Raw genomic sequence first — 24,067 nt, 5'->3', positions numbered from 1 at the left:
AGGTTATGAAGGGATATCCAAGCCGTTGATCAACGTGCTGGGAACGTGCCACTCTGGCAGGCTGTCGATCGAGAGTTTGCCGAATCGTCGAAAACCGGAGGGTTGGATGCCCGCACTCGTGGTTGGGCCGATGTTGCGTCACGTCGACTCGGTCAGCGCCTCGATCTGGGTGGAGACCAGCGAGCCCTGCACGGTAACCGTCGAGACGGCAGGCGGGGCTTATCGGTCGCCCACCTTCACCGTGCACGGTCACCACTACGCGATCGTGGATCTCGTCGGCCTGTCCCAGGATATCGCCTCCTATTCCGTCAGCCTCGACGGGGACCAGGTCTGGCCCCTGGCGGGTCGCCCGGCCAGCCGGGTCCGGCTGCTGCCCGCAGAAGGGCCGCGCAGGCTGGCGTTCGGGTCGTGCCGGACGAGCGTGCCGCACGACTCCGCCCACGTCCGCACCCACGGCGACGACGTGCTGCGCGCGTACGGCGTGAGCCTCATGCGCGCCGACGAGCAGGAGTGGCCCGACCTGTTGCTGCTCCTCGGCGACCAGGTCTACGCCGACAGCCCCTCGCCCCAGATGCTCGACTACATCCACGCCCGCCGCTCCACCGAGCCGCAGGGCGAGATCGCCGACTTCGAGGAGTACGCCGAGCTCTACCGCCAGGCGTGGACCGACCCCGAGATCCGCTGGCTGCTGTCCACCGTGCCCACCGCCATGATCTTCGACGACCACGACCTGCGCGACGACTGGAACACCTCGCAGTCCTGGCGGGAGAAGATGGCCCTGACGAGCTGGTGGCCGCGGCGGGTGGTCGCGGGGCTGGGGGCGTACTTCGTCTACCAGCACCTCGGCAACCTGACTCCGGCCGAGCGCGCGGCCGACCCGCTGGTGCGCGAGCTCACCGAGGGCGGCGGCGACGGCGGCCCGGCCCTCGACGCGTTCGCCGCCAAGGCCGACGCCGAGCCGAGCAGCAACCGCTGGAGCTACACCCGCGACCTCGGGCACACCCGGCTCATCATGATCGACACCAGGTGCGCCAGGCAGCTCACCCCCGGCGACCGGCGCATGCTCGACCCCGACGAGTGGGCCTGGCTCCAGGAGCAGGCCGCCACGCCGGCCGAGCGGCTGGTCATCGGCTCCTCGATCCCGTTCCTGCTGCCCGAGGGCGTCCACGGCGTCCAGAACTGGAACGAGGCGCTGTGCGACGGCAAGTGGGGCCGTACGGCCCAGCGGCTGTCGGAGCAGCTGCGCCAGGCCGTCGACCTGGAGCACTGGGCGGCCTTCCGGCGCTCGTTCGAGGACCTGGGCAGGATGCTGGTCAAGCTCGGCAAACCGGCCGTGATCCTGTCCGGCGACGTCCACTACTCCTACCTGGCCAAGGCGTCGGCCGGGCAGATCTACCAGGTCGTCTGCTCGCCGATCCGCAACCCGCTCAGCCGGCTGCTGCGCTGGGCCAACGTGCTCACCCAGTTCGGGCTGGCGACGCTGGTGGGCAGCCTGCTGGCGCGGCTGGCAGGCATCCCGCGGCCGCCGTTCCGCTGGCGGGTGACCAAGGGGCCGCTGTTCCAGAACGCGCTGGCCACGCTGACCTTCCCCGACACGATCACCTGGTACGAGTCGGTGGGCGACGGGGTGCGGCCGATCGACTCGGCCCGGCTGGCGTAGAAAGGACCCATGAACGACGACCAGTACTCCAGGGCGGTGCCCTTCTACGACCTGTGGCACGAGGACGGGCACGTCCCCGAGATCCGCGAGTCGCTGCCGCCCCTGCTGAAGGGCGTGCGGGGCGCCGTCATGGAGATCGGCGCGGGCACCGGCCTGATCACCGAGCTGATCGTGCGCGAGACGCGCGGCGAGGTGTTCGCCGTCGAGCCGGCGCTCGCCATGCGGTCGGTACTGCTGTCGCGGCTGGCCGGTGACGAGGAGGCGCGCCGCCGCGTCACCGTGCTGGCCTGCGGGGCGCTCGACGTCGACGTCGACGTACCGGTCGAGGCGGTCGTGATGATCTCGGTGCTCCAGGCGTTCCCGGCCGGGCGGCGGGAGGAGCTGTGGCGGGTGCTGGCCAGGCAGCTCGAACCGGGCGGGCTGCTGCTGTTCAACTGGCGCGAGCGGCCCGCGCCCACGCCGGGTGAGCTGGAGCTCATGGGGTCGTACCAGGTCGGGCGGCACGCCTACGAGGTCTGGGGCCAGGTGCTCGGCGTCTCCGGCGAGACCGTGCGCTCCCGCTTCCTCTACCGGGTCAGGCAGCGCGGCGTGGTGATCGGCGAGGACGAGGTGACCAGCGAGGCCCACCGGCCGGGCGGCGAGCGGCTGGCCGCGGAGCTGACGGCGGCCGGGTTCGTCAAGGACGAGGCCCCCGACGGGCTGGCGGCCTGGCGGAAGGCGACGTAACCCGAAAAAGGTGGAACCGGGCTTCCGGGTGCGGCCAACAACAGGGTGACCGCATGAGAGAGGACCGGATGTGGTGAGTGTCGAGGACACAACCGAAACGCTGGATGACTCGACCCTGATCGGGCATTCCATGGGCGACCCTGAGCGTTTCGCCGCACTGTTCGACCGGCACGCCGACGAGATCCACCGGTACGCCGCCCGCCGCCTGGGCGCGGAGCTGGCCGACGACGTGACGGGGGAGGTGTTCCTCGTCGCCTTCCGCGGGCGCGGCCGCTACGACCGCACCCTGCCTGACGCCCGGCCCTGGCTGTACGGCATCGCCACCAAGGTCGTGTCCCAGCACCGCAGGGCCGAACGGCGGCGCACCGCGGCCATGGCCAGGGTCGGCGCCGACCGTCCCGGCACGTTCGACGAGCGCAGCGCCGACCGGGTCACCGCAGAGCAGCTCCAGCCGCGCCTGGCCAGGGCGCTGACCAGGCTCAGCGCGAGCGAGCGCGACCTGCTGCTGCTCGTGGCGTGGGCCGACCTGACCTACGAGGACGCCGCCCGCGCCCTCGGGGTGCCGGTCGGCACCGTCCGGTCCAGGCTGCACCGGCTCCGCGTCAAGGTACGCAGGGCGCTCGGCGGCATCGACCCCTTCGCAGCAGAGGAGCCCCAGCATGGATGACGAGATCCGGACGTTCGCCGACGGCAGGCCGTCCGCGCCGCCGTACGAGCCGCAGGCCCGCGCGCGGGCACGGGAACGGCTGCTGGCCGAGGCGCGCGGCGGGCGACGCCTGCGGCTGCCGAGGCTCGGCTGGCAGACGGCCGCCGCGTTCGGCGTCACGGTCGTCCTGGTCGGCGGCGTGGCGGTGGCGCTGTCCGGCCAGGGCGGGACGGAGATCCGCCCGGCCACCTCCGTGGTCCTCTCGGGCGGAGAGCTGAACCCCAGGCCGGACCAGTTCATCCTGATCGAGTCCGACACCATGTACGGCTCGCACTCGGTCGACGCGTCCGGAGGACAGACCCGCTACCTCTACCGCCAGCACCGCAAGATCTGGAAGTCGGTGGACGGCAGCAAGGACGGCCTGCTGCTGACCGAGGGGCAGGAGCCGCGCCCCTGGCCGGGCGAGCCGCTGCCGGCGGACGCCAAGAACTGGCAGGGCAGCGAGTGGAACCAGCTCGCCTCCTGCCCCGACCTGCGCGGCCCCTACCGCGACGACTACGCCTTCCTGAGCACGCTCCCGACCGACGCCACGGCCATGCGCGACCGCCTCTACCAGCCGGTCCCCAAGGGCAAGGACGTCAACGCCGACGCCGCCGCCTTCACCCGCGCAGGCGACCTCGTCAGGGAGAACTACCTGCCCAAGCCGCAGCGGGACGCCCTGTTCGAGGCGGTCAAGACGATCCCCGGCGTCGAGGCGGCCGAGGGCGTGGCCGACTCCTCGGGACGCGTGGGCGTGGCGCTGGGCCGGGTCGCCGACTGGGGCGTGCGTGAAGAGCTGATCTTCGACCCGGCCGCGCACACGTTCCTGGGCGAGCGGCAGGTCGCGGTGGACGCCAAGGCCGGGGCGCCGAAGGACAGCGTCCTGGCGCTGACGGCCCAGCTCGACGTCTCCGTGGTGGACGCCCTGCCGGACGCCCCCGACGCCGGCGCCGACGCGAGCTGCACGCCGGAGACCCAGGCCCCCACACCCATTCCCTCGGAGTCCGGCCCGACGACGGCGGAGCTGCCGGCGGCCGAGGCGACGTTCACGTTCACCCCGGAGCCGACCAGCGCGTTCGCGGTCGAGTCGACCCGCGAGCCGGAGACCGGGCCGACCGGCACCCCGGAGCCGACGGTGACGCGTACCGTCACCCCCACCCCGGGTTCGTGACCTCCACCGGCGGCCGGCGGCCGGCCACCCGGTAGACCCACCCAGCAGGCCCACAGGGCGCGCCGCCACGGCGGCGTGCCCGTGCGGGGTCAGCGGCCGTTTCCCGGAGGGCCGCCGGCCGAAGTACGGCGGGTGGCGTGACCAGGCGAAGCCGTAGGAGACCTAGAGCTCTTCGAGGACGGCGGCGAGCTGGTCGACCGCCCAGACCAGGTCCTCCTCGGAGATCACGATCGGCGGCGCGAGCCGGATCGTGGACCCGTGGGTGTCCTTGGCGAGCACGCCGCGCGCCATCAGCGCCTTGGAGACCTCGCGCCCGGTGCCGAGGGCCGGGTCGATGTCCACGCCCGCCCACAGCCCGCGCCCGCGCACCGCCACCACGCCCTTGCCGGCCAGCTCGCGCAGCCGCGCGTGCAGCACCTCGCCGAGCCGGGCGGCCCTGGCCTGGAACTCGCCGGTGTTCAGGATGTCGATGACGGCGATGCCGACCGCGCAGGCCAGCGGGTTGCCGCCGAACGTGGACCCGTGCTGGCCCGGCTTGATCACCCCGAGGACGTCCTCGTCCGCGGCGATGGCCGACACCGGCACCACGCCGCCGCCGAGCGCCTTGCCCAGGATGTAGATGTCGGGGACGACGTTCTCGTGGTCGCAGGCGAACGTGCGGCCGGTGCGGCCGAGCCCCGACTGGATCTCGTCGGCGATCATCAGCACGTTGTTCTCGGTGCAGATGCGCCTGACCTCGGTGAGGTAGCCGTCCGGCGGCACCAGCACGCCCGCCTCGCCCTGGATCGGCTCGACGAGGACGGCGACGGTGTTGTCGTCGATCGCCTCCCTGATCGCCTCGGCGGACCCGTAGCGGACGATCGTGAAGCCGGGCGTGTACGGGCCGAACCCGTCGTGCGCGTCGGGGTCGGTCGAGAAGCTGATGATCGTGGTGGTGCGGCCGTGGAAGTTGTCCTCCATCACGATGATGTTGGCCTGCTCCGGCGCGACGCCCTTGACCTCGTAGCCCCACTTGCGGGCCACCTTGATCGCGGTCTCGACGGCCTCGGCGCCGGTGTTCATCGGCAGGATCATGTCCTTGCCGGTGAGGTCGCCGAGCCCGGCGCAGAACCGGGCGAACTGGTCGTGGTAGAAGGCCCGGCTGGTCAGCGTGAGGTTCTTCAGCTGCTCCTGGGCGGCCTCGATGATCTTCGGGTTGCCGTGGCCGAAGTTCAGTGACGAGTAGCCCGACAGGCAGTCGAGATAGCGCTTGCCCTCGACGTCGGTGACCCACGCGCCGTGCGCCTCGTGGATGACCACGGGCAGCGGATGGTAGTTGTGCGCGCTGCGGCGCTCGCTTACTTCGATCAGCTCTGCGCTGGTGCTCATGTTACTTCTCCCCCCTGATCTCCAGTGTGCAGCACTTGGGACCGCCGCCCGCCTTGCGCAGCTCCGACAGCTCGACCGGGATGACCTCGTAGCCGTGCCGCTTGAGCTCCAGCTGGAGCCCGGACGCCTCGGAGTTGATCACCACGTTCCTGCCGTCGCTGACCGCGTTGAGGCCGAGCACCTCGGCGTCCTCGGCGGTCGCGATCACCGCGTCGGGGAACATCGAGCGCAGCACCTCCTGGCTGCCCTTGGAGAAGGCGCCGGGGTAGTAGGCGACGTTGCGGCCGTCGAGCGGGAACAGCGCGGTGTCGAGGTGGTAGAAGCGCGGGTCCACCAGCTTCAGCGAGACGACCGGGCGGCCCAGGTACTCCTGCGCCTCCTGGTGGGCGACCACGTCGGTGCGGAAGCCGGTGCCGGCGAGGATGACCTCGTCGAGGGTGAGGAAGTCGCCCTCGCCCTCGTTGACGTACGTGGGCTCCAGGGTCGGGTAGCCGCGCTCGACGAACCAGCGCAGGTAGGCCGGGCCCTCGGGGCCGCGCTCGGGGAAGGTGAAGCGGGCGCCGTAGACCCGGCCGCCGACGACCAGCGCGCCGTTGGCGGCGAACACCATGTCGGGCAGGCCCTCGATCGGGTCGATCAGGCTGACCTTGTGCCCGAGCTCCTCGTACGCCGACTTCAGCCCTTCCCACTGCCGGATCGCCACCTCACGGTCGGCGCCGGCCTCGGGGTCCATCCACGGGTTGATCGCGTACTCGACCGCGAAGTGGTCCGGGCGGCACATGAGGAAGTGTTTGGGCATGCAGGGCTCCGTCGTCATTGCAGGGGAAGTTCCCGTGTCGGGGGAGACGAGCACAGCCTAAGAATTGACGTTTGCGCAGGCCAAGCGGTTCGCATTGCGCGTTGGCGCAGGTCTGTTGCGTCTATCGGCTGACCACGTGCGATCCGTTGCGCGCGTCCGTGAGAGCGGCTCCCGGAGGCGTGTCGACCAGCCGTGACAGCACGATCGAGCTCTTCGTCCGGACCACGAAAGCCTCGGCCGCGATGCGCTCGATGACCCGCTCGACGTGCCGCACGTCGGTGGCCCTGATGTGCAGCAGCGCGTCGGCCTCGCCGGTGATCGTGGCCGCCGCCACCACCTCGGGGAACTTGGCCACCGCCAGCGCGATGTCCGACGGCTTGGTCTTGCCCTGGCAGAACAGCTCGACGTACGCCTCGGTGGTCCAGCCGAGCGCCTGCGGCGCCACCCGCGCGCTGAAACCGGTGATCGCCCCGCTCTTCTGCAGCCGGTCGACCCGCCGCTTGACGGCCGACGCGCTCAGCCCCACCTGATGGCCGATGTCCGCGTAGGTCGCGCGGGCGTCGTCGACGAGCGCCGCGATGATGTCACGATCGAGCCGGTCCAGTTCCACGCGCTCTGTATACCGCCTGGCCAGGCTGGCGCGCGACGAGCGCCGCGCGGGAGACTGGGCGCTCGGTCCACTGCCGGAGGATTGACGCCACATGAATATCGCACGCTTTCCCGAGGGTTTCGTCTGGGGGGTCTCGACGTCGGCCTTCCAGATCGAGGGCGGCACGGCCGCCGACGGCCGCGGGCCGTCCATTTGGGACGCCTTCGCCGGCGGCCCGGCCGACGCCTGCGACCATTACCACCGATATCGCGACGACGTCCGGCTGATGAAAGACCTGGGAATGGCGGCGTACCGATTCTCGGTGAGCTGGCCGCGCATTCTTCCCGAGGGCGCGGGAAAGGTGAACGCGGCCGGTCTCGACTTTTACCAGCGGCTGGTCGACGCGCTGCTGGAGGCGGGCATCACGCCGTACGCCACGCTTTATCACTGGGACCTGCCGCAGGCGCTGGAGGAGCGCGGCGGCTGGCCGTCCCGCGACACCGCCCGCTGCTTCGCGGACTACGCGGCGATCGTCGCCGACCGGCTGGGCGACCGGGTCGGCACCTGGTTCACCGTCAACGAGCCGTGGGTGGCGGCCTTCGTCGGCCACGGCTCGGGGGTGCACGCGCCGGGCCGCCGGTCGGCCGCCGACGCGTTCCGGGCCGCCCACCACCTGCTGCTCGCCCACGGCCTGGGCGCCCAGGCCCTGCGCGCCGCCGGTGCCGCCGAGGTGGGGGCCGTGCTCAACTTCTCGCCCGTCCTGACGCCCGCCCAGGTCGGCGACTTCGACCGGCCGCTGTCGGAGGAGGACGCCGAGGCCGTGACCAGGATCGACGCCCTGGTCCACCGGCAGTTCCTGGACCCGATGCTGCGCGGCGCCTACCCCGCCGACCTGCTGCCGGTCATCGAGGAGCACGCCGGGCTCGGGCACGTCCACGACGGCGACCTGGCCGACATCGCCCAGCCGCTCGACCTGCTCGGCGTCAATTACTACGCGCCCGCCGTCGTCCAGGCGCAGCCCGGCGAACCGGCCGACCCGGCCTATCCGGGAAGCGCGGGCGTGCTTTTCAGCACCATTCCCACGGCGGTCACCGCGATGGGCTGGCCGATCGTCCCGAACGCCCTCTCCCTGTTACTGCGGCGGCTCTCCAGGGAATATCCCGGCCTCGAACTCATGGTCACCGAGAACGGCGCCGACTTCGTCGACACGGTCACCCCCGACGGCATTCACGACGTCGACCGCGTGCATTTCGTCGAGGAACACCTGAGGGCTCTGCGTTCCTCGGTCGAGGAGGGCGCGAACGTCCGCGGATATCTCGTCTGGACGCTGCTGGACAATCTCGAATGGGCCGACGGCTACCGGCGCAAGTTCGGCCTCGTGCACGTCGACTTCGACACCCAGCGCAGGCGGCCCAAGGACAGCGCGCTGTGGTACCGCGACGTGATCAGGCGCAACGGCCTGACCGAGGCCCCGCCCAGACGGCCCACGCTGGAGACCGTGGCCGCCCGCGCCCGCGTCTCCCGGGCCACGGTCTCCCGCGTGGTCAACGGCGAGGCGTCGGTCAGCCCCGAGGTGCGCTCCACGGTCCTCCAGGCCGTCAAGGAGCTCGGCTACGTGCCCAACGCCGCCGCCCGCAGCCTGGTGACCCGGCGCACCGACACCGTCGCTCTCGTGCTGTCGGTGCCCAGGCACGCCGCCGACCCGATGGTCCCGGCCGTCGTCCAGTACGTGACGAGCCTGCTGGAGGGCGCGGGCAAGCAGATCACCCTCATGCTCGCCGACACCGCCGAGAGCCACCGCCGCATCGTCCGGCACGCCGAGGCCCGCCTGGTGGACGGCGTCGTCCTGCTGCCGCCCGAGCGGGGCGACACACTGGCCGAACGCCTCTCGCGCACCGGCGTGCCCCTCGTGCTGCTGGGCCGGCCGCCGGTCAGCTCGCTGGTGCCGTACGTGGACGCCGACAACGCCGCGGGCGCGGCGGCGGCCACCGAGCACCTGCTGGCCACCGGCCGCCGCCGCATCGGCGTGATCTGCGGCCCGATGGACCTGGTCGCCACCCAGGACCGGCTCGCCGGCCATCGTGCGGCCATGGAACGCGCCGGGCTGCGGGTCCGCCCGGCGATCGGCGACCTGACCCGCGCCTCCGGCACGGCGGCCGCCGGGCAGCTCCTCGGCGACGCCCCCGACCTGGACGCGATCTTCGCGGCCGACGACCGCATGGCGATCGGCGCGCTGCTGGCCGCCCGCGCCGCGGGCCGGCGGGTGCCCGAGGACCTGGCGATCGTCGGCTTCGACGACATCGACGCCGCCTCGGCCACCACCCCCGCGCTCACCACCGTGCGGGTGCCGGTCACCGAGCAGGCGCTGGCGCTCGCGCGGCTGCTGCTGTCGCGGCTGGAGGGCAGGAGCACCACGCCGGTCGTGCTGCCCACCCGGCTGGTGGTGCGGGAGTCGGCCTAGATCTGCCGTTCGAACAGGCGCGGGAAGACCTTGGACACCTTCGACAGCAGGTACTGGCCGTAGGTTCCGGTGAAGTCGACCTGCCCGTCCCAGCGCTCGCCGGCGGCGTAGGGGAGGGGCGGGACCTCGCTGTCCCAGCCGGGGTCGAAGAAGAACGGGTAGCTCAGGCGCTCGTTGCCGCTGCGGTTGCGTACGCGGTGCGGGGTCGAGCGGTAGCGGCCGCCGGTGAGCTTGTCGAGCATGTCGCCGATGTTGCAGACGAACGTGCCCGCCAGCGGCGGCGCCTCGATCCAGCCGTCCGCGGTGCGGACCTGGAGGCCGCCGTTGGAGTCCTGGAGGAGGAGGGTGAGCAGGCCGTAGTCGGTGTGCTCGCCCACGCCCCAGGTCTCGTCGTCGTCCGGCGGCGCGGGCGGGTAGTGGAAGATCCGGAACAGGACGGTGGGGTCGGCGGTGTAGCCGGTGCGGAAGTAGCCCTCGTCCAGGCCCAGGCTGAGCGCCACGCCGGACATGACCGCCTGCGCGACCCCCGTCATCGTGTCCAGGTAGGCGAGCACGGCCTCCCGCAGCTCGGGCACCTGGACGGGGAACTGGTTGGGGCCGTGCAGCGGGAGCGGGCCGGGCGGCTGCTCGGCGCCGAAGTAGACGCCCTCCTTCAGGTCGGGCCTGCCCGAGGTGAGCTCGCCGCCCACCGGGAAGAAGCCGCGCCAGGCCGGGCCGCCCCGGTCCATGGAGATCTCGTTCTTGACCTCCTCGGGCAGCGCGAAGAAACGCCTGGCGGCCGCGTCGAGCCGGTCGAGGAGCTCCTGCGGCACGCCGTGCCCGGAGACGTAGAAGAACCCGTTGTCCCGGCAGGCCGCGCCGATCGCCGCGCCGGCGGCCTGCCTGTCACCGCCCGTGGCACCGTCGAGCAGCGGGGAGATGTCGATCACCGGCAATTCGCGCACCGTCCCATTGTTCCCCGGCCCGGCCGCGGCGTACCGGAGGCGCCGAGCCGGGCCTGAGGGGAACCCTGAGGGAGGTCAGGCCGTCGAGAAGGTGAACCAGTTGACGTTGACGAAGTCGGCGGGCTGGCCGCTGCTGAAGGTCAGGTAGACGGTGTGCGTGCCGGTCACCCCGCCGATGTTGGCCGGTACCGTGCGCCAGCTCTGCCAGCCGCCCGTGTCGGCCAGCGCGAAGTCGCCGATCGGCGGCGCGGACGGGCTGTCCAGCCGCACCTGCACCAGCCCGCTCACACCGGCCGCGGCCCCCGACGCCACCCTGGCCTTGAACTGGAGGGCGGGCTCGGAGCCGAAGTTCACGCCGTCGTAGCGCAGCCAGTCGCCGTTGGCGATCGCGCCGACGTTCTGGCCGCCGCCGGTGTCGGTGGTGGTCTCGACGATGGTGCCCGACTGGCCCTGGTAGCGCTCGGCCTGGATGGTGGAGCGCGCGTCCACGCCGCCCGGGACGGTGGGGGTCACGGTCGGGGTCGCGGTCGGGGTGGAGACCGTGCCGCTCTGCCAGACGGCCACGTAGTCCACCAGCATCGGATGCCCCGGGACGGTCGCCGCCGTCGGCGTGCCCGTGCCGGCCAGGGCGTTGGGGAACGCGCCGCCCATCGCCAGGTTGAGCAGCAGGAAGTAGCCGCCGTGCCCGGTCATGTTGTTCCAGGTGGTGGCGTCGAGCTGGTTCTGGCTCACGCTGTGGAACTGCTGGCCGTCGACGTACCAGCGCAGCTGGTTCGGGCTGGCGGCGCGGTCCCACTCGAAGCGGTAGGTGTGGAAGGCCGACTGGCAGGTGGAGCCTGGGCAGGCCCGGCTCGCGCCGAGGCCGGTCGTCTCGTTGCAGGGCCCGCCGGGGTTGACGCCGCAGTGGAGCACGCCCCACACGGAGTTGAGGCCGTTGACGTTCTCCATGATGTCGAACTCGCCGATGCCCGGCCAGTTCCAGTAGCTCCCCCGGTACGGCGCCCCGAGCGCCCAGAACGCCGGCCAGTAGCCGAGCGCCGCCTGACCGGTCACGTTCGGCATCTGGATCCTGCCCTCGATCCGCAGGACGCGTCCGGCGGCCGGCTTGAAGTCGGCCCGCCTGGTCTCGATGCGGGCCGAGGTCCACTCGCCCGAGCCGCTGCGCAGGGGCGTGATGCGCAGGTTGCCGGAGCCGTCGAGGCCGAGGTTGGACGTGCCGGCGGTGTAGTTCTGGACCTCGCCGGTGCCCCAGTTGCCCGGCCCGCCGGGGTAGCCGTGCCCGGTGTCGACGATCCACTCGGCGGACGAGGGCGGCGTGCCCGCCGAGCCGTTGAAGTCGTCGGACCAGACCAGCGACCAGCCGGACGGCGTGGACGGCACGGACGCCGAGGCGCTGACGGCCACTTTGACGAGCAGGCCGGTGAGTGCCACGAGCACCACCGCCACGGCCACCAGGCGGCGCCGGTGCCGGATCTCTGTTGTCATCCCAGCTCCATGGGGGTGTGGAGTCGAGCGAGAGAGCGCTCTCTTGACGCGACGTAAACACGCCCGTGACCGCGTGTCAATACGAGAGAGCGCTCCAGGATCGGGCGTCGCGGCCGGTTCCGGGCGCGGACGCGAAACGGCGGCCACCGGCGCCCTGGTCGGGAGCCCGTGACCGCCGTCGTGCCCGGCGTCGTGTCCGGAGGGGGAGGTGGCCGCTCAGCCCTTCTCCGCCTCGCCGGTGGCCTGTTCGAGCGCGTCCTCGGGCGAGGCCTCAAGGTCCTGTTCGGCGTCGGCGCCGGCCTGCGCAGAGGCCTTGTCCAGACGCACCCAGCTCGTCACGCTCTCCACCGCGAACAGCACGAACAGGTACGCCGTCAGCACCGCGAGCACCGGCGTCAGCCAGCCCAGCGCCGCGCCCGCACCGATGATCAGCAGGCGCAGCTCCCAGCCGAGCCCCGCGTGGAACACCCACGCGGGCGGCCAGATGCTCTGCCGGGTGCGGTAGACGGTGTCGTAGGTGTGGTAGCCCACCACGTAGACCAGCACGAACAGCAGCCACTTCGGCGCGCCGGCGGCCAGGCCGATCGCGATCATGGCGAGGAACTCGGTGCCGCGCAGCAGCGGCGGGGTGAGCCAGTCGAAGCGGCCCAGGTGGTCGCGCGGTGCGGTCGGCAGCACGAGCAGCAGCGTGATGGCCACCGGCACGAGCAGCAGCGGCCCCTTGTCGGGCAGCCCGACGACGGTGACGGCGACGACGGCGAGCAGTGCCACGAGCGTGGCGGGCACGGGCGGCAGGCCCTTGCCCAGCTTGCCCGCCAGGGCGTGCACGAGCGGGCCGTCGTCGCGGTAGGCGAGCAGGCGGGCGGTCTGGATGCGGCGGCGTTCCTCGTCGGGGTCCGGCGTGGGGGTGGCCATGGCCTGCGGTTGAGTGATCATACGAGCGACCTCATGAGGCGTCCGGTGAGGGTGTAGGCGGCGGCGACGGAGCCCCAGATCACGAGGGTGAGGAAAGTGATCCGGGCGTCGAAGAGGGCGGCGGTGATCGCGATGGCCGCGAACCGCTCGCCGATGGGGAACACGATCATCTTCCGCGCCCAGTGGACCGCGCGGAACTTGCCCGCCCTGGTCCACATCTTGAGCACACCGCGCAGGCCCTGGCTGCGCTCTGCCTTGCGCCGCTCCAGCGCCTTGCGCAGGTCGCGGTCGTCGGGGGCGTCGAGCGGGAGGGTGGGGAGCTGCCCGGGCGGCTTGCGCCGGTTGGAGATGCCGAAGGAGAAGTCGAGCAGGTGGCGTACGGACTGGAGCCCGATGGCGGCCAGCGCCAGGATCCAGATGTCGTCGCCGTTGCCCGAGACGACCCAGCCGACGGCCAGACCGGCGAAGACCACGTATTCCTTGAAGCGGTCGAAGGTGGCGTCGAGCCAGGCCCCCAGCACGCCGAACTTGCGGGCGTAGCGGGCCACCTGGCCGTCGACGCAGTCGAAGACGAAGGCGAAGTAGATCAGCAGGCCGCCGGCGACCATCCACGGACGGTCGCCGGTGGCGAAGCAGGCGGCCGCGGCCACGCCGAGCGTGATCGAGATCAGCGTCACCTGGTTGGGCGTCAGCCCGCGCCGCGCCGCCCAGCGGGCGATGAAGCGCGAGTAGGTGGAGACGAAGTAGGTGGTGAAGAAGCCGTCGGCGCCCTTGACCGCGTTGTTGAGCCGGGCGCGGTCCTCGTTCATGCCGGCCATCTCGGAGCCGGCCTCGTTGACCTCCTCCTGCGTGCTCACCCGGCGGTAGAACAGGTCGCGGCGGCCGCGCACGCCGACCGACACGCCGTTGCGCACCAGGCCGAACACGAGGAGCTGGACGAGGTCGTCGTCCTTGCCGAAGCGGCCGGCCATCTGGGCCAGCTCGCGGCAGGTCTGCGCGAGCACGGGGGCGTTGCGGGCGCTGATGTGCAGCGGGCCGAGCACCACCGCGTTGGGCCTGGTCACCGCGTGGTTGGCGGTGCCGACCGACACGACGCGGGACTTGCCGACGCGGGCGCGCACCGGCAGCCCTTCGAGGCGGCCGTAGCCGATCTCCGGATCGGCCTCGTCGATCGGTACGGTGTCCTCCTGCGCCTCCTCGGTCACCTCCAGCCGCGGCTCCTTGGCCACGAGCGCCAGCGCGCCGCGCTTGGCCTTGCTGATCTGGTAGATCAGCTCGTCGTGGACGACCGAGTTCTGGGGGATGATGAAGAGGTTCTCCGTTGCCGAATCTGCGACGTCGGCCAGGGCACGCAGGGCGGCGGCCACGTCGCCGGTCTCGATCGTGGCCGGCCGCGGGTCATAGGAAGCGAGCTGGCTTCGCAGCCGCTCGGCCACGGTGGGATTGCCGGGCAGCGCGGCCAGCCTCAGGCCGGTCGGAGAGGTGTCGGGGCCGGGCGAAGAGCCCAGCAGGACCACGCGGGTCATGACTCCCTTTCGAGGCAGTAGCGGGGGGTTGAACAACGGGTGATGCGGGGACAGACGTCAAAGTCTAGTGACGGCAGGGCAAAGTCGCGTCACAAGAGCATGCCCGGAACATGCCTCGCGTGCGGCCGTAAGATGGGCAAGTGAGTCTCTACCGCGACGAAGGCGTCGTCCTGCGGACGCAGAAACTCGGTGAGGCCGATCGCATCGTCACCGTTCTGGCCAAGCGCACCGGCAAGATCCGGGCGGTGGCGAGGGGCGTGCGCCGCACCAAGTCCCGCTTCGGCGCGCGGCTGGAGCCGTTCACGCACGTCGACCTCCAGCTCCACACCGGCCGCACGCTCGACGTGGTCACGCAGGCGGAGACCATCAGGCCCTATGGCGAGGCGCTGGCCGTCGACTATCCCCGCTACACCGCGGGCAGCGCCATGCTGGAGACGGCCGACCGGCTGACCCACGGCGAGAAGGAGCCGGCGCTGCGGCAGTTCCTGCTGCTGGTCGGCGGGCTGCGCACGCTGTCCGAGCGCGTCCACGAGGCCAGGCTGGTGCTCGACGCGTACTTCCTGCGCTCGCTGGCGGTGGCCGGCTACGCGCCCGCGCTGGAGGCGTGCGCCAAGTGCCAGGCCCCGGCGGTCAGGGCCTTCGCCATCGTCGCGGGCGGCGTGGTGTGCGGGGCGTGCCGCCCGGCGGGCTCGGCGGTGCCGGCGGGGGAGACGATCGGGCTCATGACGGCGCTGCTGCGCGGCGACTGGGCCACCGCCGACGCCTCGGAGTCGCGTCACCGCAGCGAGTGCAGCGGTCTGGTCGCCGCATATCTGCAATGGCATCTCGAACACGGAATACGCTCTCTGCGACACGTCGAAAGGGAGCATGCGTGAACGTCCGGCCTCCGACCCCTCATCCGTCAGGCGCCACCCCGCCGCCGATCCCGCGTGACCTCGTGCCCCGGCACGTCGCCGTCGTGATGGACGGCAACGGCCGCTGGGCCAAGGCGCGCGGCCTGCCCCGCACCGAGGGCCACAAGGCGGGCGAGTCCTCGCTGTTCGACGTCATCGAGGGGGCTCTTGAGCTGGGCGTGCCCTACCTGAGCGCCTACGCCTTCTCCACGGAGAACTGGAAGCGCTCGCCCGACGAGGTGCGCTTCCTCATGGGCTTCAACCGCGACGTGATCAGGCGGCGGCGCGACGAGCTCAACGCCATGGGCGTGCGGGTGCGCTGGGCGGGCCGTCCGGGGCGGTTGTGGAAGAGCGTGATCTCCGAGTTGCAGACCGCCGAGCAGATGACCGTCGGCAACAGCAAGCTGACGTTGCAGTTCTGCGTCAACTACGGCGGCCAGGCCGAGATCGTCGACGCGGCGGTCAAGCTGGCGGCCGACATCGCGGCGGGGCGGGTCAAGCCGTCCAAGGTGAACGAGAAGGTGTTCGCCCGCTACCTCGACGAGCCGGAGATCCCGCCGGTCGACCTGTTCCTGCGCTCCTCCGGCGAGCAGCGCTTCTCCAACTTCCTGCTGTGGCAGTCGGCCTACGCCGAGATGGTCTTCCTCGACCGGCTCTGGCCCGACTTCGACCGCCGCGACCTGTGGGAGGCGTGCGAGACGTACGCCAAGCGCGACCGCCGCTACGGCGGCGCGATCCCCAACCAGGTCCCCGGCGCCTAGGGAAACCCCGAGTGCACCTCCGCTGAGCTGCCGCACTGGACGGCGACTATACGCTGATATAGCGTCCTACTCGTTCGGGTAGTCAACTGTACGAGCGAATAGTCATGAGGCAGATCATGAGCGACGCCATCTCGGTGGCCGGACTCGTCAAGGCGTACGGCCGGACCAGGGCCCTCGACGGCCTCGACCTGACCGTGCGCACCGGCGAGGTGCACGGTTTCCTGGGCCCCAACGGCGCGGGCAAGAGCACCACGATCCGCATCCTGCTCGGCCTCGCGCGGGCCGACGCGGGCAGTGTCCGCCTGCTCGGCGGCGACCCCTGGCGCGAGGCCGCCGAGCTGCACCGTCGCCTGGCGTACGTGCCGGGCGACGTCACGCTCTGGCCGGACCTGTCCGGCGGCGAGGTCATCGACCTGCTGGGCCGGCTGCGCGGCGGCCTCGACCGCGGGTGCAGGAACGACCTGCTCGACCGGTTCGGCCTCGACCCGCGCAAGAAGGGCCGGGCCTACTCCAAGGGCAACCGGCAGAAGGTCGCGCTGGTCGCGGCGCTCGCCTCCGACGCCGAGCTGCTGCTGCTCGACGAGCCGACCTCCGGGCTCGACCCGCTCATGGAGGAGACGTTCCGGGAGGTCGTCAGGGAGGAGCGGCGGCGCGGCGACCGTACCGTGCTGCTGTCCAGCCACGTCCTGTCCGAGGTCGAGGCCCTGTGCGACCGGGTCACGATCATCCGCGACGGGCGCGCGGTCGAGAGCGGCACCCTGGCCGCCCTGCGCCACCTGACCCGCACCACCGTCCACGCCGAGCTCGACCGGCCCGCCGAAGGGCTGGCCGGGCTGCCCGGCGTGCACGACCTGCGCGCGGAGGACGGCCGGGTGCGGTTCGACGTGGACGCGGACGCGCTCGGCGCGGCGCTGCGCAGCCTGACCGCGGCGGGCGTGCGCACCCTGGACAGCCGCCCGCCCACGCTGGAGGAGCTGTTCCTGCGCCACTACGAGGGCGGCCGGCGGGCGGAGGCCGTGCGATGAGCGGCACCGGGACGCTCGTCCGCCTGGCGCTGCGCCGCGAGCGTGCCGTCGCCCCCTGGTGGTTCCTGCTGCTCGTGGCCCTGAGCCTGGCGATGGTCGGCTACATCAACCGGAACATGGGCACCTACGAGCTGAAGCTCGCCTACACCGACGTCGTCCGCCGTTACGCCTTCTTCCGGGCGCTCGGCGGTGGGGTCGTCGAACCGCGCCTGGAGGTGCTGGCGACCTGGCGCAGCGGCGGCTTCCTCTACGTGATCAACGCGTTCGCCGCCCTGATGACCGTCGTGCGGCACACCCGCAGGGAGGAGGACGCGGGCCGGACCGAACTGGTGCGCGCGGGCGTGGTCGGCTGCCGGGCGCCGCTCGGCGCGGCCCTGCTGGTCGCCGGGGCGACCAGCCTGACCGGCGGGGCGCTGACCGCCGCCGCCCTGCTCGCCGCCGGCCTCGAACCCGTCGGCACGCTCGCCTACGGCGCCGCCGTCGTGGTGGCGGGCTGGGTGTTCGCGGGCGTCGCCGCCGTCGCCGCGCAACTGGCGCGCGACGCCCGTACCGCCACGGTCATCGGCCTGTACGCCCTCGGCCTCGCCTACGTCCTGCGCTACGCCGCCGACGCGAGCGACCGGCCCTGGCTCAAGGCCCTGTCACCGCTCGGCTGGAGCCACCTGGTGGACGCCTACCGGGACGAGCGGTGGTGGCTGCTCGGCGTGTCCACGCTGGCCGCCGGGGCGCTGTGCGCGGTGGCGTACGCGCTGCTCGGCCGCCGCGACCTCGGCTCGGGCCTGCTGCCGGAACGTCCGGGCAAGGAGGAGGCCCCCGCGTTGCGCGGCCCGGTCTCGCTGGCCTGGCGGCTGCACCGCGGCCTGCTGCTGAAGTGGGCGGCCGGGACGGCGGCGTTCGCGGCGGTGGGCGGCGCGATGGGCCCGCTGGCCAAGGACGTCCTGGCCCGCCCGAGCGTCGTGGTCACCAACATCACGACCCTGCTCGGCGTCCCGGCGGCCGACGCCCTCGACGGGTACATGTGGTACTACCTGCTGATCCTCGCCTACGGCATCGCGCTCTACCCGGTGCTCATGATCATGCGGCTGCGCGCCGAGGAGACCTCGGGCCGCGCCGACCACGTGCAGTCCACACCCCTGACCCGGGTCCGCTGGGCGGCCGGGCACCTGGCGGTGGCCGCGCTCGGCACGGTCGCGCTGCTGGCACTGGCCGCCCTCGTCTTCAGTGCCGTGTACGCCGCGCTCCTCGGCGACCTCGCCGGCACCGCGCCGCGCTTCCTGGCCGCCGCGCTCAGCCAGGCTCCGGCGGCCTGGTGCGTCGGCGCGGTCTGCCTGACGGCCTACGGGCTGCTGCCCCGGGCGAGCGTGCCGCTGTGCTGGGCGGCCTGGGTCCTGACCGCCCTGCTCGGCCAGGTCGTCGCCCCCTTCTACGGGGTGTGGGGCGGCACGCCGTTCGAGCCGTTCCACTACCTGCCGAACATCATGGCGGGGCAGGCGTTCGGCACGGTGCCCGAGCTGACGCTGCTCGCCCTGACGGCCGCGCTCACGGCCGGCGGGCTGTTCGCCCTGCGGCGGCGCGACGTCGGCTGAGGAACGTGGCTCGGCGGCGGGATTGGGAATTCTGTCACGCGGGTCAGGCTGAGAGCGGGTGAAGGCGGGTACAACCCGTTCCCCCACGAAGAAGGAGGGCCGATGATCCCAGGTTGCGGCTCGTGCAACTGCTCCGACGTCTTCGCCACCGCCAAGCCGCCGTGGTGGCAGACGTCCAGCGAAGCGCCCTGAATCCGGCGCGGCTGCCGCCCGCCCCCCGGTCATCGCGGGGGCGGGCGGTCCGCGTGATCGGGGACGGTCAGGCGCGCCGGCGGGCGCGGTAGGCGGCGACGTGCATGCGGTTGCCGCAGGTGCGGCTGTCGCAGTAGACCCGTGAGCGGTTGCGGGACTCGTCCACGAACACGCGGTCGCAGTCGGGGGCCGAGCACGTGCGCAGGCGTTCCATCTCGCCCTCCACCAGCAGGTGCGCCAGCGCCACGCCGCAGTCGGCGGCCATGTGCTCGGCGAGTGTGGCGTCGGTGGCGAAGTAGTGGACGTGCAGCGGATGGCCGTCGTGCTCGGTCAGCCTGGGCGTGATGCGCGTCTCGGCGAGCAGCGCGTTGAGGGTGCGCACGGCGCTCGCCACGTCGGAGGCCGTGAACACCCGGTGGAACGCCTCGCGCACCATGCGGACCTGGCCGAGGTCGCGGGCCGTCAGCGCGCCGATGCCGCTGATCTGCCGGGACTCCACGAAGGTTTGCAGCTCGGCCAGGCTGGCCAGGTCGTCGTCGCCGCCGGTGGACGGCGAGGTGTTGACCAGGTCGACAACGGTCGCCAAAGAATGCACCATGTCATGGCCAAACGGCATGTTGACTCCTGTCGGGGCCGGTTCTAGCGTGGTCGCAGCGTATCTCTCCCATGGGGCTCGGGGGGTTTCCATGAGTGCATATCGGCGTATCGTCCTGATCGCGATCGCCGGAGCACTGATCATCTCCACCTCCGCGCCGCTGGTGCGCCTGTCCGGGGTGTCGCCCGCGACGTCGGCGTTGTTCCGCTGCGCGTACGCGGTGCCGCCCATGCTCCTGCTCGCCTGGCTCGAACGGCGGAAGCTGGGGCCCCTGCCTTGGAAGAGCGCGTGGCGGGCCTGGGCCGCGGGCGCGCTGTTCTCGCTCGACCTGCTGTTCTGGCACCAGTCGATCAAGTGGGTCGGCGCGGGCCTGGCGACCGTGCTGGGCAACCTTCAGGTGTTCATCGTGGCCTTCGCCGCCTGGGGCATCTTCCGCGAGCGCCCCTCCAACCGGCTCATGGCGAGCACGCCGATCGTCTTCGGCGGGGTCGTGCTGATCTCCGGCGTGTTCGACGGCGCGGCGTACGGGCTCGACCCCGTCATGGGGGCGGCCACCGGGATGGCGACCTCGGTCGTGTACGCCGCGTACCTGCTGCTCATGAAGGCCGGCCCGGGACGGACGGCGGGTCCGCTGGCGCAGGCGACCGTCGTGGCCACCGTGCTGATCGCGGCGCTCAGCCCGCTGTTCGGCGGGGCCGACCTGGCGCCGGAATGGCCGGCGCACGGGTGGCTGCTGCTGCTCGCCCTGGGGCCGCAGGTGGTGGGGTGGCTGCTGATTACGTACTCGCTGCCCAGGCAGCCCGCGGCGCTCACCGCGCTGCTGCTGCTCGTGCAGCCGATGACCACCGTCGCCGTCTCCACCCTCACGCTGGGGGAGCGGCCCTCGGCGCTGCAACTGGCCGGATGCGCCGCGGTCGTGCTCGGCGTCCTGTACGGCTCCCGCGGCCCTCAGCCCACCCGGGCCGGCGCCGAGCAGGACGAGCAGGTGCCGAAGACCTCGACCGTGTGAGTGATCTCGGTGAAGCCGTGGTCGCTGCCCACCGCCTCGGCCCAGCGCTCGACGGCGGGCCCGGCCACCTCGACCGTGTGGCCGCAACGACGGCACACCAGGTGATGGTGATGGTCGTCGCTGGCGCACGCGCGGTAGACCGACTCACCCTCGTCGGTGCGCAGCACGTCGACCTGGCCGCAGTCGGCCAGCGCCTGCAGCGCCCGGTAGACGGTGGTCAGACCGATCTTGGCGCCGTGCAGGCGCATCTCGGCATAGACGTCCTGGGCGCTGCGGAACCCCTCGCTCCCGCGAAGGGTGTCGTGCACGGCATCGCGCCTCGTCGTCATGCGACCTCCTCGACACGGACTTGTGGTCGCCGGCTCACTGGGGACTCCTGGATACGGCCTCGCCGTACGAATTTACCGACAGCGAGGGCCAGGACGAAGCCGGCGAGGGCGAGAAGCACGATCGCCGCGCCCGGAGGCACCCGCGACGACATCGTCGAGGCGAGCAGCCCGCCCACCGAGGCGAGCACGCCGAACAGCATCGCCAGCCCCATCGTGGCCCGGAAACCCCGGGTGAGCTGCTGGCTCGTGGCCACCGGGATCACCATCAGCGCGCTGACCAGCAGCAGGCCGACCACCCGCATGGCGATGACCACGGTGAGCGCGGCGGTGACCGCGATCAGCAGGCTGAGGAAGCGCACCGGCAGGCCGCTGGCCCTGGCCATCTCCTCGTCCTGGCAGAGCACGAACAGCTCCCTGCCGAAGACGACGACCACGCCGATCACCGCCACGGCCAGCGCGCCGATGATCCAGATGTCCTGCTGGGTGACGCTGGCGATGGCGCCGAACAGGTAGGAGTTGAGCTTGGCGTTGCTGCCGCCGGGCGCGATGCCCATGAGCATGACGCCGCCCGCGATGCCGCCGTAGAACAGCAGGGCGAGCGCGACGTCGCCGCTGGTCCGGCCCCGGGCTCTGACCAGCTCGATCGCCACCGCGCCCAGCACGGAGACGACCACGGCCGTCAGCACCGGCGCCGTGCCGGTCAGGAAGCCCAGCGCCACGCCGGTCAGCGCGACGTGCCCGATGCCGTCGCCGAGCAGCGACAGCCTGCGCTGCACGATGAACGTGCCCACCGCGGGCGCGCACAGCCCCACCAGCAGCGCGGCGATCAACGCGAGCTGGAAGAGGTTCTCCTGCAGAAGCTCGATCATCGTGGTTCTCCCTGCGGCCCGGTCGGCGGGCCGGCGTGCGGATGTCGGTGCTCGTGTCCCGGCCCGGCGTGCTCGCCGCCGGTCCGCGGCGGCTCGCCGTCGTGCGCGACGCGGCCCTCCCGGACCACGACGCCGCGCGTGATCAGCGGCTCCAGCGGGCCCAGCTCGTGGGCGACCAGGACGATCGTCTTGCCGTCGCGGACCAGGCCCGTCAGCGTGCCGGCCAGGAGTTGCTGGGTCTCGGCGTCCACGCCCGCGGTGGGCTCGTCCATCACGTACGTGTCGGGCTCGCCGGCCAGGGCGCGGGCGATGAGCACGCGCTGCTGCTGGCCGCCCGAGAGCGACTGCACGGGGTCGCCGGCCCGGCCGGTCAGGTCGACCGCGTCCAGGGCGTGGGCGACCGCCGCCCGGTCGGCCGCGCTGGTCCTGCGCAGCCGGCTCTGCCGGGCGACGCGGCCCGAGGCCACGACCTCGCGGACCGTGGCGGGCACGCCGCCGCCGACCTGGAGGCGCTGGGGCACGTAGCCGATGCGCCACCAGTCGCGGAACCTGGCGGGCGGGGAGCCGTACAGGAGGGTCCGGCCGCCGGACAGCGGGGTGAGGCCGAGCAGCGCGCGGACCAGGGTGGACTTGCCCGAGCCGTTGGCGCCCAGGAGCGCCACGACCTCGCCGGGACGGACGGTCAGGTCGATGCCGCGCAGGATCTGCCGGCCGTCGAAGCCGACCCGGCCGTCGGTCATCGCGAAGGCCGTCTCGCTCATGCCGCACACCCCAGCGCCGTCCGGAGGGTCTCCAGGTTGCCGCGCATGGCCGTCAGGTAGTCGCCGGCGGGCTTGCTCTCCAGCGGGTCGAGCACGGCCGTCCTCGCGCCGACCTCGCCGGCCAGCACCTCGGCCACCTTCGGGCTGACCAGGGACTCGGTGAAGATCGTGGTGGCGCCCTCGGACCTGGCCAGCGCGGCCACCTCCGACAGGCGCTTCGGCGACGGCTCGGTCTCGGGGTCGAGCGTGATGCCCACCTGCTTGAGCTTGTAGCGGTCGGCCAGGTAGCCGAACGCCTCGTGCGCGGTGATCAGGGTCTTTCCCGCGCAGGCGGCCAGGCCCTTGGCGAACTCCTGGTCGAGGCCGCCCAGCACGCCCGCCGCCTTGGCGGCGCGGTCCTCGTACGCCTGCGCGTGGGCGGGGTCGGCGGCGGCCAGGCGCTCGCCCAGCTTGCCGGCGACCGTGGCCAGCCGGGACGGGTCGAGCCAGATGTGCGGGTCGTAGGAGACGTTGTGCTCCGCTGCGTGCTCTTCCGTGTGCCCCTCCTCATCGGCGTGCCCGCCCGCCGGGATCGTCGTGACGACGGCGGCGGCGTCGAAGGCCGTGTCGCCGGAGACGGCGTCGTCGACGGCGGGCTGCACGCCCTTGACGTAGACCGTGAGCGCGGCGTCCTGGAGCTTGGTCATCTGCTGGATGCCCAGCTCCAGGTCGTGCGGCTCGACGCCGGGCGCGGTCAGGACGGTCACGTTCGCGTCGGGCCCGGCCACCTGCTCCGTGAGCCACTGGAGCGGGTAGAAGGCGGCGATCACTTCGGGCCTGCCGTCCGCGGCGGTCTCCGCCGACCCGGCGCCGCAGGCGGACGTGGCCAGCAGGGCTGCTCCGGCGAGGAAGATTACGGCGCGCATTGGGGGCGTACGGGACATCACGCCCTCAAGTATGGAGGAAAATGAAAATGATTGTCAAAATCTCCGGCGGGCCGGACTAGAACGCCCCAAACCGGTCAGCCGCCAGGATCGCCAGGAAGACCACCATCGCGACCCGCAGCAGCCGCCCGCCGACGCCCAGCGACGGCCACGACAGGTACGCCAGCCAGCCGACGAACGCCAGCACCACCAGCGCCGCCACGCCGCCCATCCAGTTGCCTACCGCGAAGGCGGCCAGCAGCAGGATCACCAGCACGGCGGGCGTCGCCCACCTGGGCACCTGCGTGAACAGGAACGTCATCGGGATCGCGCTGCGCCGCTCGACGGCCTTGCGGACGCCGCTCGCGCCCGGCGTGAAGAACTGCTCGCCCTGGGGCAGCGGGCGCTTGTTTTTGGAGGCCACGTCGAGAGCCTATGGGAGTTCGCGTGACAGCAGGGTGCGCACCTCTAGGCTGGGCTGGTGCTCGCCGTGATCCGATACACCGTGCCAGAGTCCCAGTCTCAGGACTTCCTCAAGCAGGGCCACGCCATCCTCGACACCTTCGCCGCCCAGCCGGGCTACCAGCGCGGGCGGCTGGCCCGTTCGGTCGACGAGCCCAACCTGTGGGCGCTGATCAGCGAATGGGAGGGCGCGGGGTTCTACCGGAGGGCGCTGTCGGCCTCCAGGATGGTCATGTACCCGTTGATGATCCTCATGGTCAACGAACCCAGCGCGTACGAGGACGTGTACACGCAAGAGGGTGCGTAGCGTTACTCGCGCGCGAGACCGGGTGAGCGTCCCCTAAGCTGGGATCT

24 protein-coding genes are annotated in these 24,067 nt (G+C 72.1%); 11 read left to right on the top strand and 13 right to left on the bottom strand.

The window, feature by feature from the left end:
- The first annotated feature begins 106 nt into the window (after nucleotides 1-106).
- The 4 genes from ACWCSU_RS37390 to ACWCSU_RS37375 all read left to right on the top strand — a co-directional run bounded on the left by ACWCSU_RS37390 (nucleotide 107) and on the right by ACWCSU_RS37375 (nucleotide 4,242).
- Nucleotides 107-1,660 (top strand): alkaline phosphatase D family protein, encoded by a 1,554-nt coding sequence (locus tag ACWCSU_RS37390; RefSeq protein WP_449941516.1) that lies wholly within the window; start codon nucleotides 107-109, stop codon nucleotides 1,658-1,660.
- 9 nt (nucleotides 1,661-1,669) lie between these two features.
- The gene (locus ACWCSU_RS37385; RefSeq protein ID WP_449941513.1) at nucleotides 1,670-2,386 is read left to right on the top strand and encodes a class I SAM-dependent methyltransferase; all 717 of its coding nucleotides are present in this window, start codon (nucleotides 1,670-1,672) and stop codon (nucleotides 2,384-2,386) included.
- Between the two features lie 130 nt (nucleotides 2,387-2,516).
- Complete coding sequence (locus ACWCSU_RS37380; RefSeq protein ID WP_357694002.1) at nucleotides 2,517-3,053, top strand: RNA polymerase sigma factor; 537 nt, start codon at nucleotides 2,517-2,519, stop codon at nucleotides 3,051-3,053.
- On the top strand, nucleotides 3,046-4,242 hold the full coding sequence (locus ACWCSU_RS37375) for a CU044_5270 family protein (protein ID WP_449941510.1): 1,197 nt from the start codon (nucleotides 3,046-3,048) through the stop codon (nucleotides 4,240-4,242). Before ACWCSU_RS37380 ends, ACWCSU_RS37375 begins: the two co-directional genes overlap by 8 nt.
- 162 nt (nucleotides 4,243-4,404) lie before the next feature.
- On the opposite strand, the gene rocD is transcribed toward ACWCSU_RS37375, so the two are convergent.
- The 3 genes from rocD to ACWCSU_RS37360 form a co-directional block, all read right to left on the bottom strand.
- Nucleotides 4,405-5,610 carry an ornithine--oxo-acid transaminase gene (gene rocD, locus ACWCSU_RS37370; RefSeq protein ID WP_449941508.1) on the bottom strand — a complete coding sequence of 402 codons (1,206 nt, stop codon included), beginning with the start codon at nucleotides 5,608-5,610 and terminating at the stop codon, nucleotides 4,405-4,407.
- A 1-nt stretch (nucleotide 5,611) separates the two neighbouring features.
- The gene (gene ddaH / locus ACWCSU_RS37365; RefSeq protein ID WP_364086864.1) at nucleotides 5,612-6,409 is read right to left on the bottom strand and encodes a dimethylargininase; all 798 of its coding nucleotides are present in this window, start codon (nucleotides 6,407-6,409) and stop codon (nucleotides 5,612-5,614) included.
- A 121-nt stretch (nucleotides 6,410-6,530) separates the two neighbouring features.
- Entirely contained in the window at nucleotides 6,531-7,019 is a 489-nt protein-coding gene (locus ACWCSU_RS37360; RefSeq protein ID WP_357693992.1) for an Lrp/AsnC family transcriptional regulator, read from the bottom strand.
- A 91-nt stretch (nucleotides 7,020-7,110) separates the two neighbouring features.
- On the opposite strand from ACWCSU_RS37360, the gene ACWCSU_RS37355 reads away from it, so the two are divergent.
- Entirely contained in the window at nucleotides 7,111-9,459 is a 2,349-nt protein-coding gene (locus ACWCSU_RS37355; RefSeq protein WP_449941503.1) for a GH1 family beta-glucosidase, read from the top strand.
- On the opposite strand, the gene ACWCSU_RS37350 is transcribed toward ACWCSU_RS37355, so the two are convergent.
- From ACWCSU_RS37350 to ACWCSU_RS37335, 4 genes are all read right to left on the bottom strand, one after another.
- Nucleotides 9,456-10,403 (bottom strand): isopenicillin N synthase family dioxygenase, encoded by a 948-nt coding sequence (locus ACWCSU_RS37350; RefSeq protein WP_364086870.1) that lies wholly within the window; start codon nucleotides 10,401-10,403, stop codon nucleotides 9,456-9,458. The genes ACWCSU_RS37355 and ACWCSU_RS37350 overlap by 4 nt on opposite strands.
- Before the next feature lie 75 nt (nucleotides 10,404-10,478).
- Entirely contained in the window at nucleotides 10,479-11,888 is a 1,410-nt protein-coding gene (locus ACWCSU_RS37345; RefSeq protein ID WP_449941500.1) for a glycoside hydrolase family 16 protein, read from the bottom strand.
- A gap of 216 nt (nucleotides 11,889-12,104) precedes the next feature.
- Nucleotides 12,105-12,824: a DUF5941 domain-containing protein gene (locus ACWCSU_RS37340; RefSeq protein ID WP_352323408.1), complete on the bottom strand. Its 720-nt coding sequence runs from the start codon at nucleotides 12,822-12,824 to the stop codon at nucleotides 12,105-12,107.
- Entirely contained in the window at nucleotides 12,821-14,329 is a 1,509-nt protein-coding gene (locus ACWCSU_RS37335; protein WP_357693980.1) for a CDP-alcohol phosphatidyltransferase family protein, read from the bottom strand. Before ACWCSU_RS37335 ends, ACWCSU_RS37340 begins: the two co-directional genes overlap by 4 nt.
- A 140-nt stretch (nucleotides 14,330-14,469) precedes the next feature.
- On the opposite strand from ACWCSU_RS37335, the gene recO reads away from it, so the two are divergent.
- The 4 genes from recO to ACWCSU_RS37315 all read left to right on the top strand — a co-directional run bounded on the left by recO (nucleotide 14,470) and on the right by ACWCSU_RS37315 (nucleotide 18,594).
- Nucleotides 14,470-15,204, top strand: a complete 735-nt coding sequence (recO, locus tag ACWCSU_RS37330; RefSeq protein WP_357693977.1) for a DNA repair protein RecO — start codon at nucleotides 14,470-14,472, stop codon at nucleotides 15,202-15,204.
- Entirely contained in the window at nucleotides 15,201-15,983 is a 783-nt protein-coding gene (locus ACWCSU_RS37325; protein ID WP_357693975.1) for an isoprenyl transferase, read from the top strand. Before recO ends, ACWCSU_RS37325 begins: the two co-directional genes overlap by 4 nt.
- Before the next feature lie 116 nt (nucleotides 15,984-16,099).
- Nucleotides 16,100-17,008 carry an ABC transporter ATP-binding protein gene (locus ACWCSU_RS37320; RefSeq protein WP_449941496.1) on the top strand — a complete coding sequence of 303 codons (909 nt, stop codon included), beginning with the start codon at nucleotides 16,100-16,102 and terminating at the stop codon, nucleotides 17,006-17,008.
- Nucleotides 17,005-18,594 carry an ABC transporter permease gene (locus ACWCSU_RS37315; RefSeq protein ID WP_449941493.1) on the top strand — a complete coding sequence of 530 codons (1,590 nt, stop codon included), beginning with the start codon at nucleotides 17,005-17,007 and terminating at the stop codon, nucleotides 18,592-18,594. The genes ACWCSU_RS37320 and ACWCSU_RS37315 overlap by 4 nt, the downstream gene beginning before the upstream one ends.
- A 259-nt stretch (nucleotides 18,595-18,853) precedes the next feature.
- Here ACWCSU_RS37315 and ACWCSU_RS37310 read toward each other — a convergent pair whose 3' ends face one another.
- Nucleotides 18,854-19,381 (bottom strand): CGNR zinc finger domain-containing protein, encoded by a 528-nt coding sequence (locus ACWCSU_RS37310; protein WP_357694645.1) that lies wholly within the window; start codon nucleotides 19,379-19,381, stop codon nucleotides 18,854-18,856.
- A 91-nt stretch (nucleotides 19,382-19,472) separates the two neighbouring features.
- Between ACWCSU_RS37310 and ACWCSU_RS37305 the strand changes: the two genes are divergently transcribed.
- A complete protein-coding gene (locus ACWCSU_RS37305) occupies nucleotides 19,473-20,390 on the top strand; it encodes a DMT family transporter (RefSeq protein WP_397042705.1) in 918 nt (305 codons plus the stop codon).
- Here the strand turns inward: ACWCSU_RS37305 and ACWCSU_RS37300 are convergent.
- From ACWCSU_RS37300 to ACWCSU_RS37280, 5 genes are all read right to left on the bottom strand, one after another.
- The gene (locus ACWCSU_RS37300; protein ID WP_357693965.1) at nucleotides 20,330-20,719 is read right to left on the bottom strand and encodes a Fur family transcriptional regulator; all 390 of its coding nucleotides are present in this window, start codon (nucleotides 20,717-20,719) and stop codon (nucleotides 20,330-20,332) included. The two genes, ACWCSU_RS37305 and ACWCSU_RS37300, sit on opposite strands and share 61 nt — an antisense overlap.
- A complete protein-coding gene (locus ACWCSU_RS37295; RefSeq protein WP_357693962.1) occupies nucleotides 20,716-21,588 on the bottom strand; it encodes a metal ABC transporter permease in 873 nt (290 codons plus the stop codon). The genes ACWCSU_RS37300 and ACWCSU_RS37295 overlap by 4 nt, the downstream gene beginning before the upstream one ends.
- Entirely contained in the window at nucleotides 21,585-22,349 is a 765-nt protein-coding gene (locus ACWCSU_RS37290; RefSeq protein WP_449941490.1) for a metal ABC transporter ATP-binding protein, read from the bottom strand. Before ACWCSU_RS37290 ends, ACWCSU_RS37295 begins: the two co-directional genes overlap by 4 nt.
- Nucleotides 22,346-23,254, bottom strand: a complete 909-nt coding sequence (locus tag ACWCSU_RS37285; protein ID WP_449941487.1) for a metal ABC transporter substrate-binding protein — start codon at nucleotides 23,252-23,254, stop codon at nucleotides 22,346-22,348. Before ACWCSU_RS37285 ends, ACWCSU_RS37290 begins: the two co-directional genes overlap by 4 nt.
- 76 nt (nucleotides 23,255-23,330) lie before the next feature.
- The gene (locus ACWCSU_RS37280; protein WP_449941485.1) at nucleotides 23,331-23,675 is read right to left on the bottom strand and encodes a DUF6703 family protein; all 345 of its coding nucleotides are present in this window, start codon (nucleotides 23,673-23,675) and stop codon (nucleotides 23,331-23,333) included.
- Nucleotides 23,676-23,732: 57 nt separating this feature from the next.
- Between ACWCSU_RS37280 and ACWCSU_RS37275 the strand changes: the two genes are divergently transcribed.
- Nucleotides 23,733-24,020 carry an antibiotic biosynthesis monooxygenase family protein gene (locus tag ACWCSU_RS37275; RefSeq protein ID WP_364086892.1) on the top strand — a complete coding sequence of 96 codons (288 nt, stop codon included), beginning with the start codon at nucleotides 23,733-23,735 and terminating at the stop codon, nucleotides 24,018-24,020.
- Nucleotides 24,021-24,067 lie beyond the last annotated feature (47 nt).

This window comes from Nonomuraea sp. NPDC001699 (assembly GCF_053596455.1).
The sequence above is the reverse complement of the archived record's forward strand: the minus strand, read 5'-3'. Positions and strand labels throughout refer to the sequence as shown.

Excerpts from the sequence above, each read along its gene's own strand:
- ACWCSU_RS37390 (WP_449941516.1), top strand. The coding sequence starts at position 107 with ATGCCCGCACTCGTGGTTGGGCCGATGTTGCGTCACGTCGACTCGGTC.
- ACWCSU_RS37385 (WP_449941513.1), top strand. The coding sequence starts at position 1,670 with ATGAACGACGACCAGTACTCCAGGGCGGTGCCCTTCTACGACCTGTGG.
- ACWCSU_RS37380 (WP_357694002.1), top strand. The coding sequence starts at position 2,517 with ATGGGCGACCCTGAGCGTTTCGCCGCACTGTTCGACCGGCACGCCGAC.
- ACWCSU_RS37375 (WP_449941510.1), top strand. The coding sequence starts at position 3,046 with ATGGATGACGAGATCCGGACGTTCGCCGACGGCAGGCCGTCCGCGCCG.
- rocD (WP_449941508.1), bottom strand. The coding sequence starts at position 5,610 with ATGAGCACCAGCGCAGAGCTGATCGAAGTAAGCGAGCGCCGCAGCGCG.
- ddaH (WP_364086864.1), bottom strand. The coding sequence starts at position 6,409 with ATGCCCAAACACTTCCTCATGTGCCGCCCGGACCACTTCGCGGTCGAG.
- ACWCSU_RS37355 (WP_449941503.1), top strand. The coding sequence starts at position 7,111 with ATGAATATCGCACGCTTTCCCGAGGGTTTCGTCTGGGGGGTCTCGACG.
- ACWCSU_RS37345 (WP_449941500.1), bottom strand. The coding sequence starts at position 11,888 with ATGACAACAGAGATCCGGCACCGGCGCCGCCTGGTGGCCGTGGCGGTG.
- ACWCSU_RS37340 (WP_352323408.1), bottom strand. The coding sequence starts at position 12,824 with ATGATCACTCAACCGCAGGCCATGGCCACCCCCACGCCGGACCCCGAC.
- ACWCSU_RS37335 (WP_357693980.1), bottom strand. The coding sequence starts at position 14,329 with ATGACCCGCGTGGTCCTGCTGGGCTCTTCGCCCGGCCCCGACACCTCT.
- ACWCSU_RS37320 (WP_449941496.1), top strand. The coding sequence starts at position 16,100 with ATGAGCGACGCCATCTCGGTGGCCGGACTCGTCAAGGCGTACGGCCGG.
- ACWCSU_RS37315 (WP_449941493.1), top strand. The coding sequence starts at position 17,005 with ATGAGCGGCACCGGGACGCTCGTCCGCCTGGCGCTGCGCCGCGAGCGT.
- ACWCSU_RS37305 (WP_397042705.1), top strand. The coding sequence starts at position 19,473 with ATGAGTGCATATCGGCGTATCGTCCTGATCGCGATCGCCGGAGCACTG.
- ACWCSU_RS37300 (WP_357693965.1), bottom strand. The coding sequence starts at position 20,719 with ATGACGACGAGGCGCGATGCCGTGCACGACACCCTTCGCGGGAGCGAG.
- ACWCSU_RS37295 (WP_357693962.1), bottom strand. The coding sequence starts at position 21,588 with ATGATCGAGCTTCTGCAGGAGAACCTCTTCCAGCTCGCGTTGATCGCC.
- ACWCSU_RS37290 (WP_449941490.1), bottom strand. The coding sequence starts at position 22,349 with ATGAGCGAGACGGCCTTCGCGATGACCGACGGCCGGGTCGGCTTCGAC.
- ACWCSU_RS37285 (WP_449941487.1), bottom strand. The coding sequence starts at position 23,254 with ATGCGCGCCGTAATCTTCCTCGCCGGAGCAGCCCTGCTGGCCACGTCC.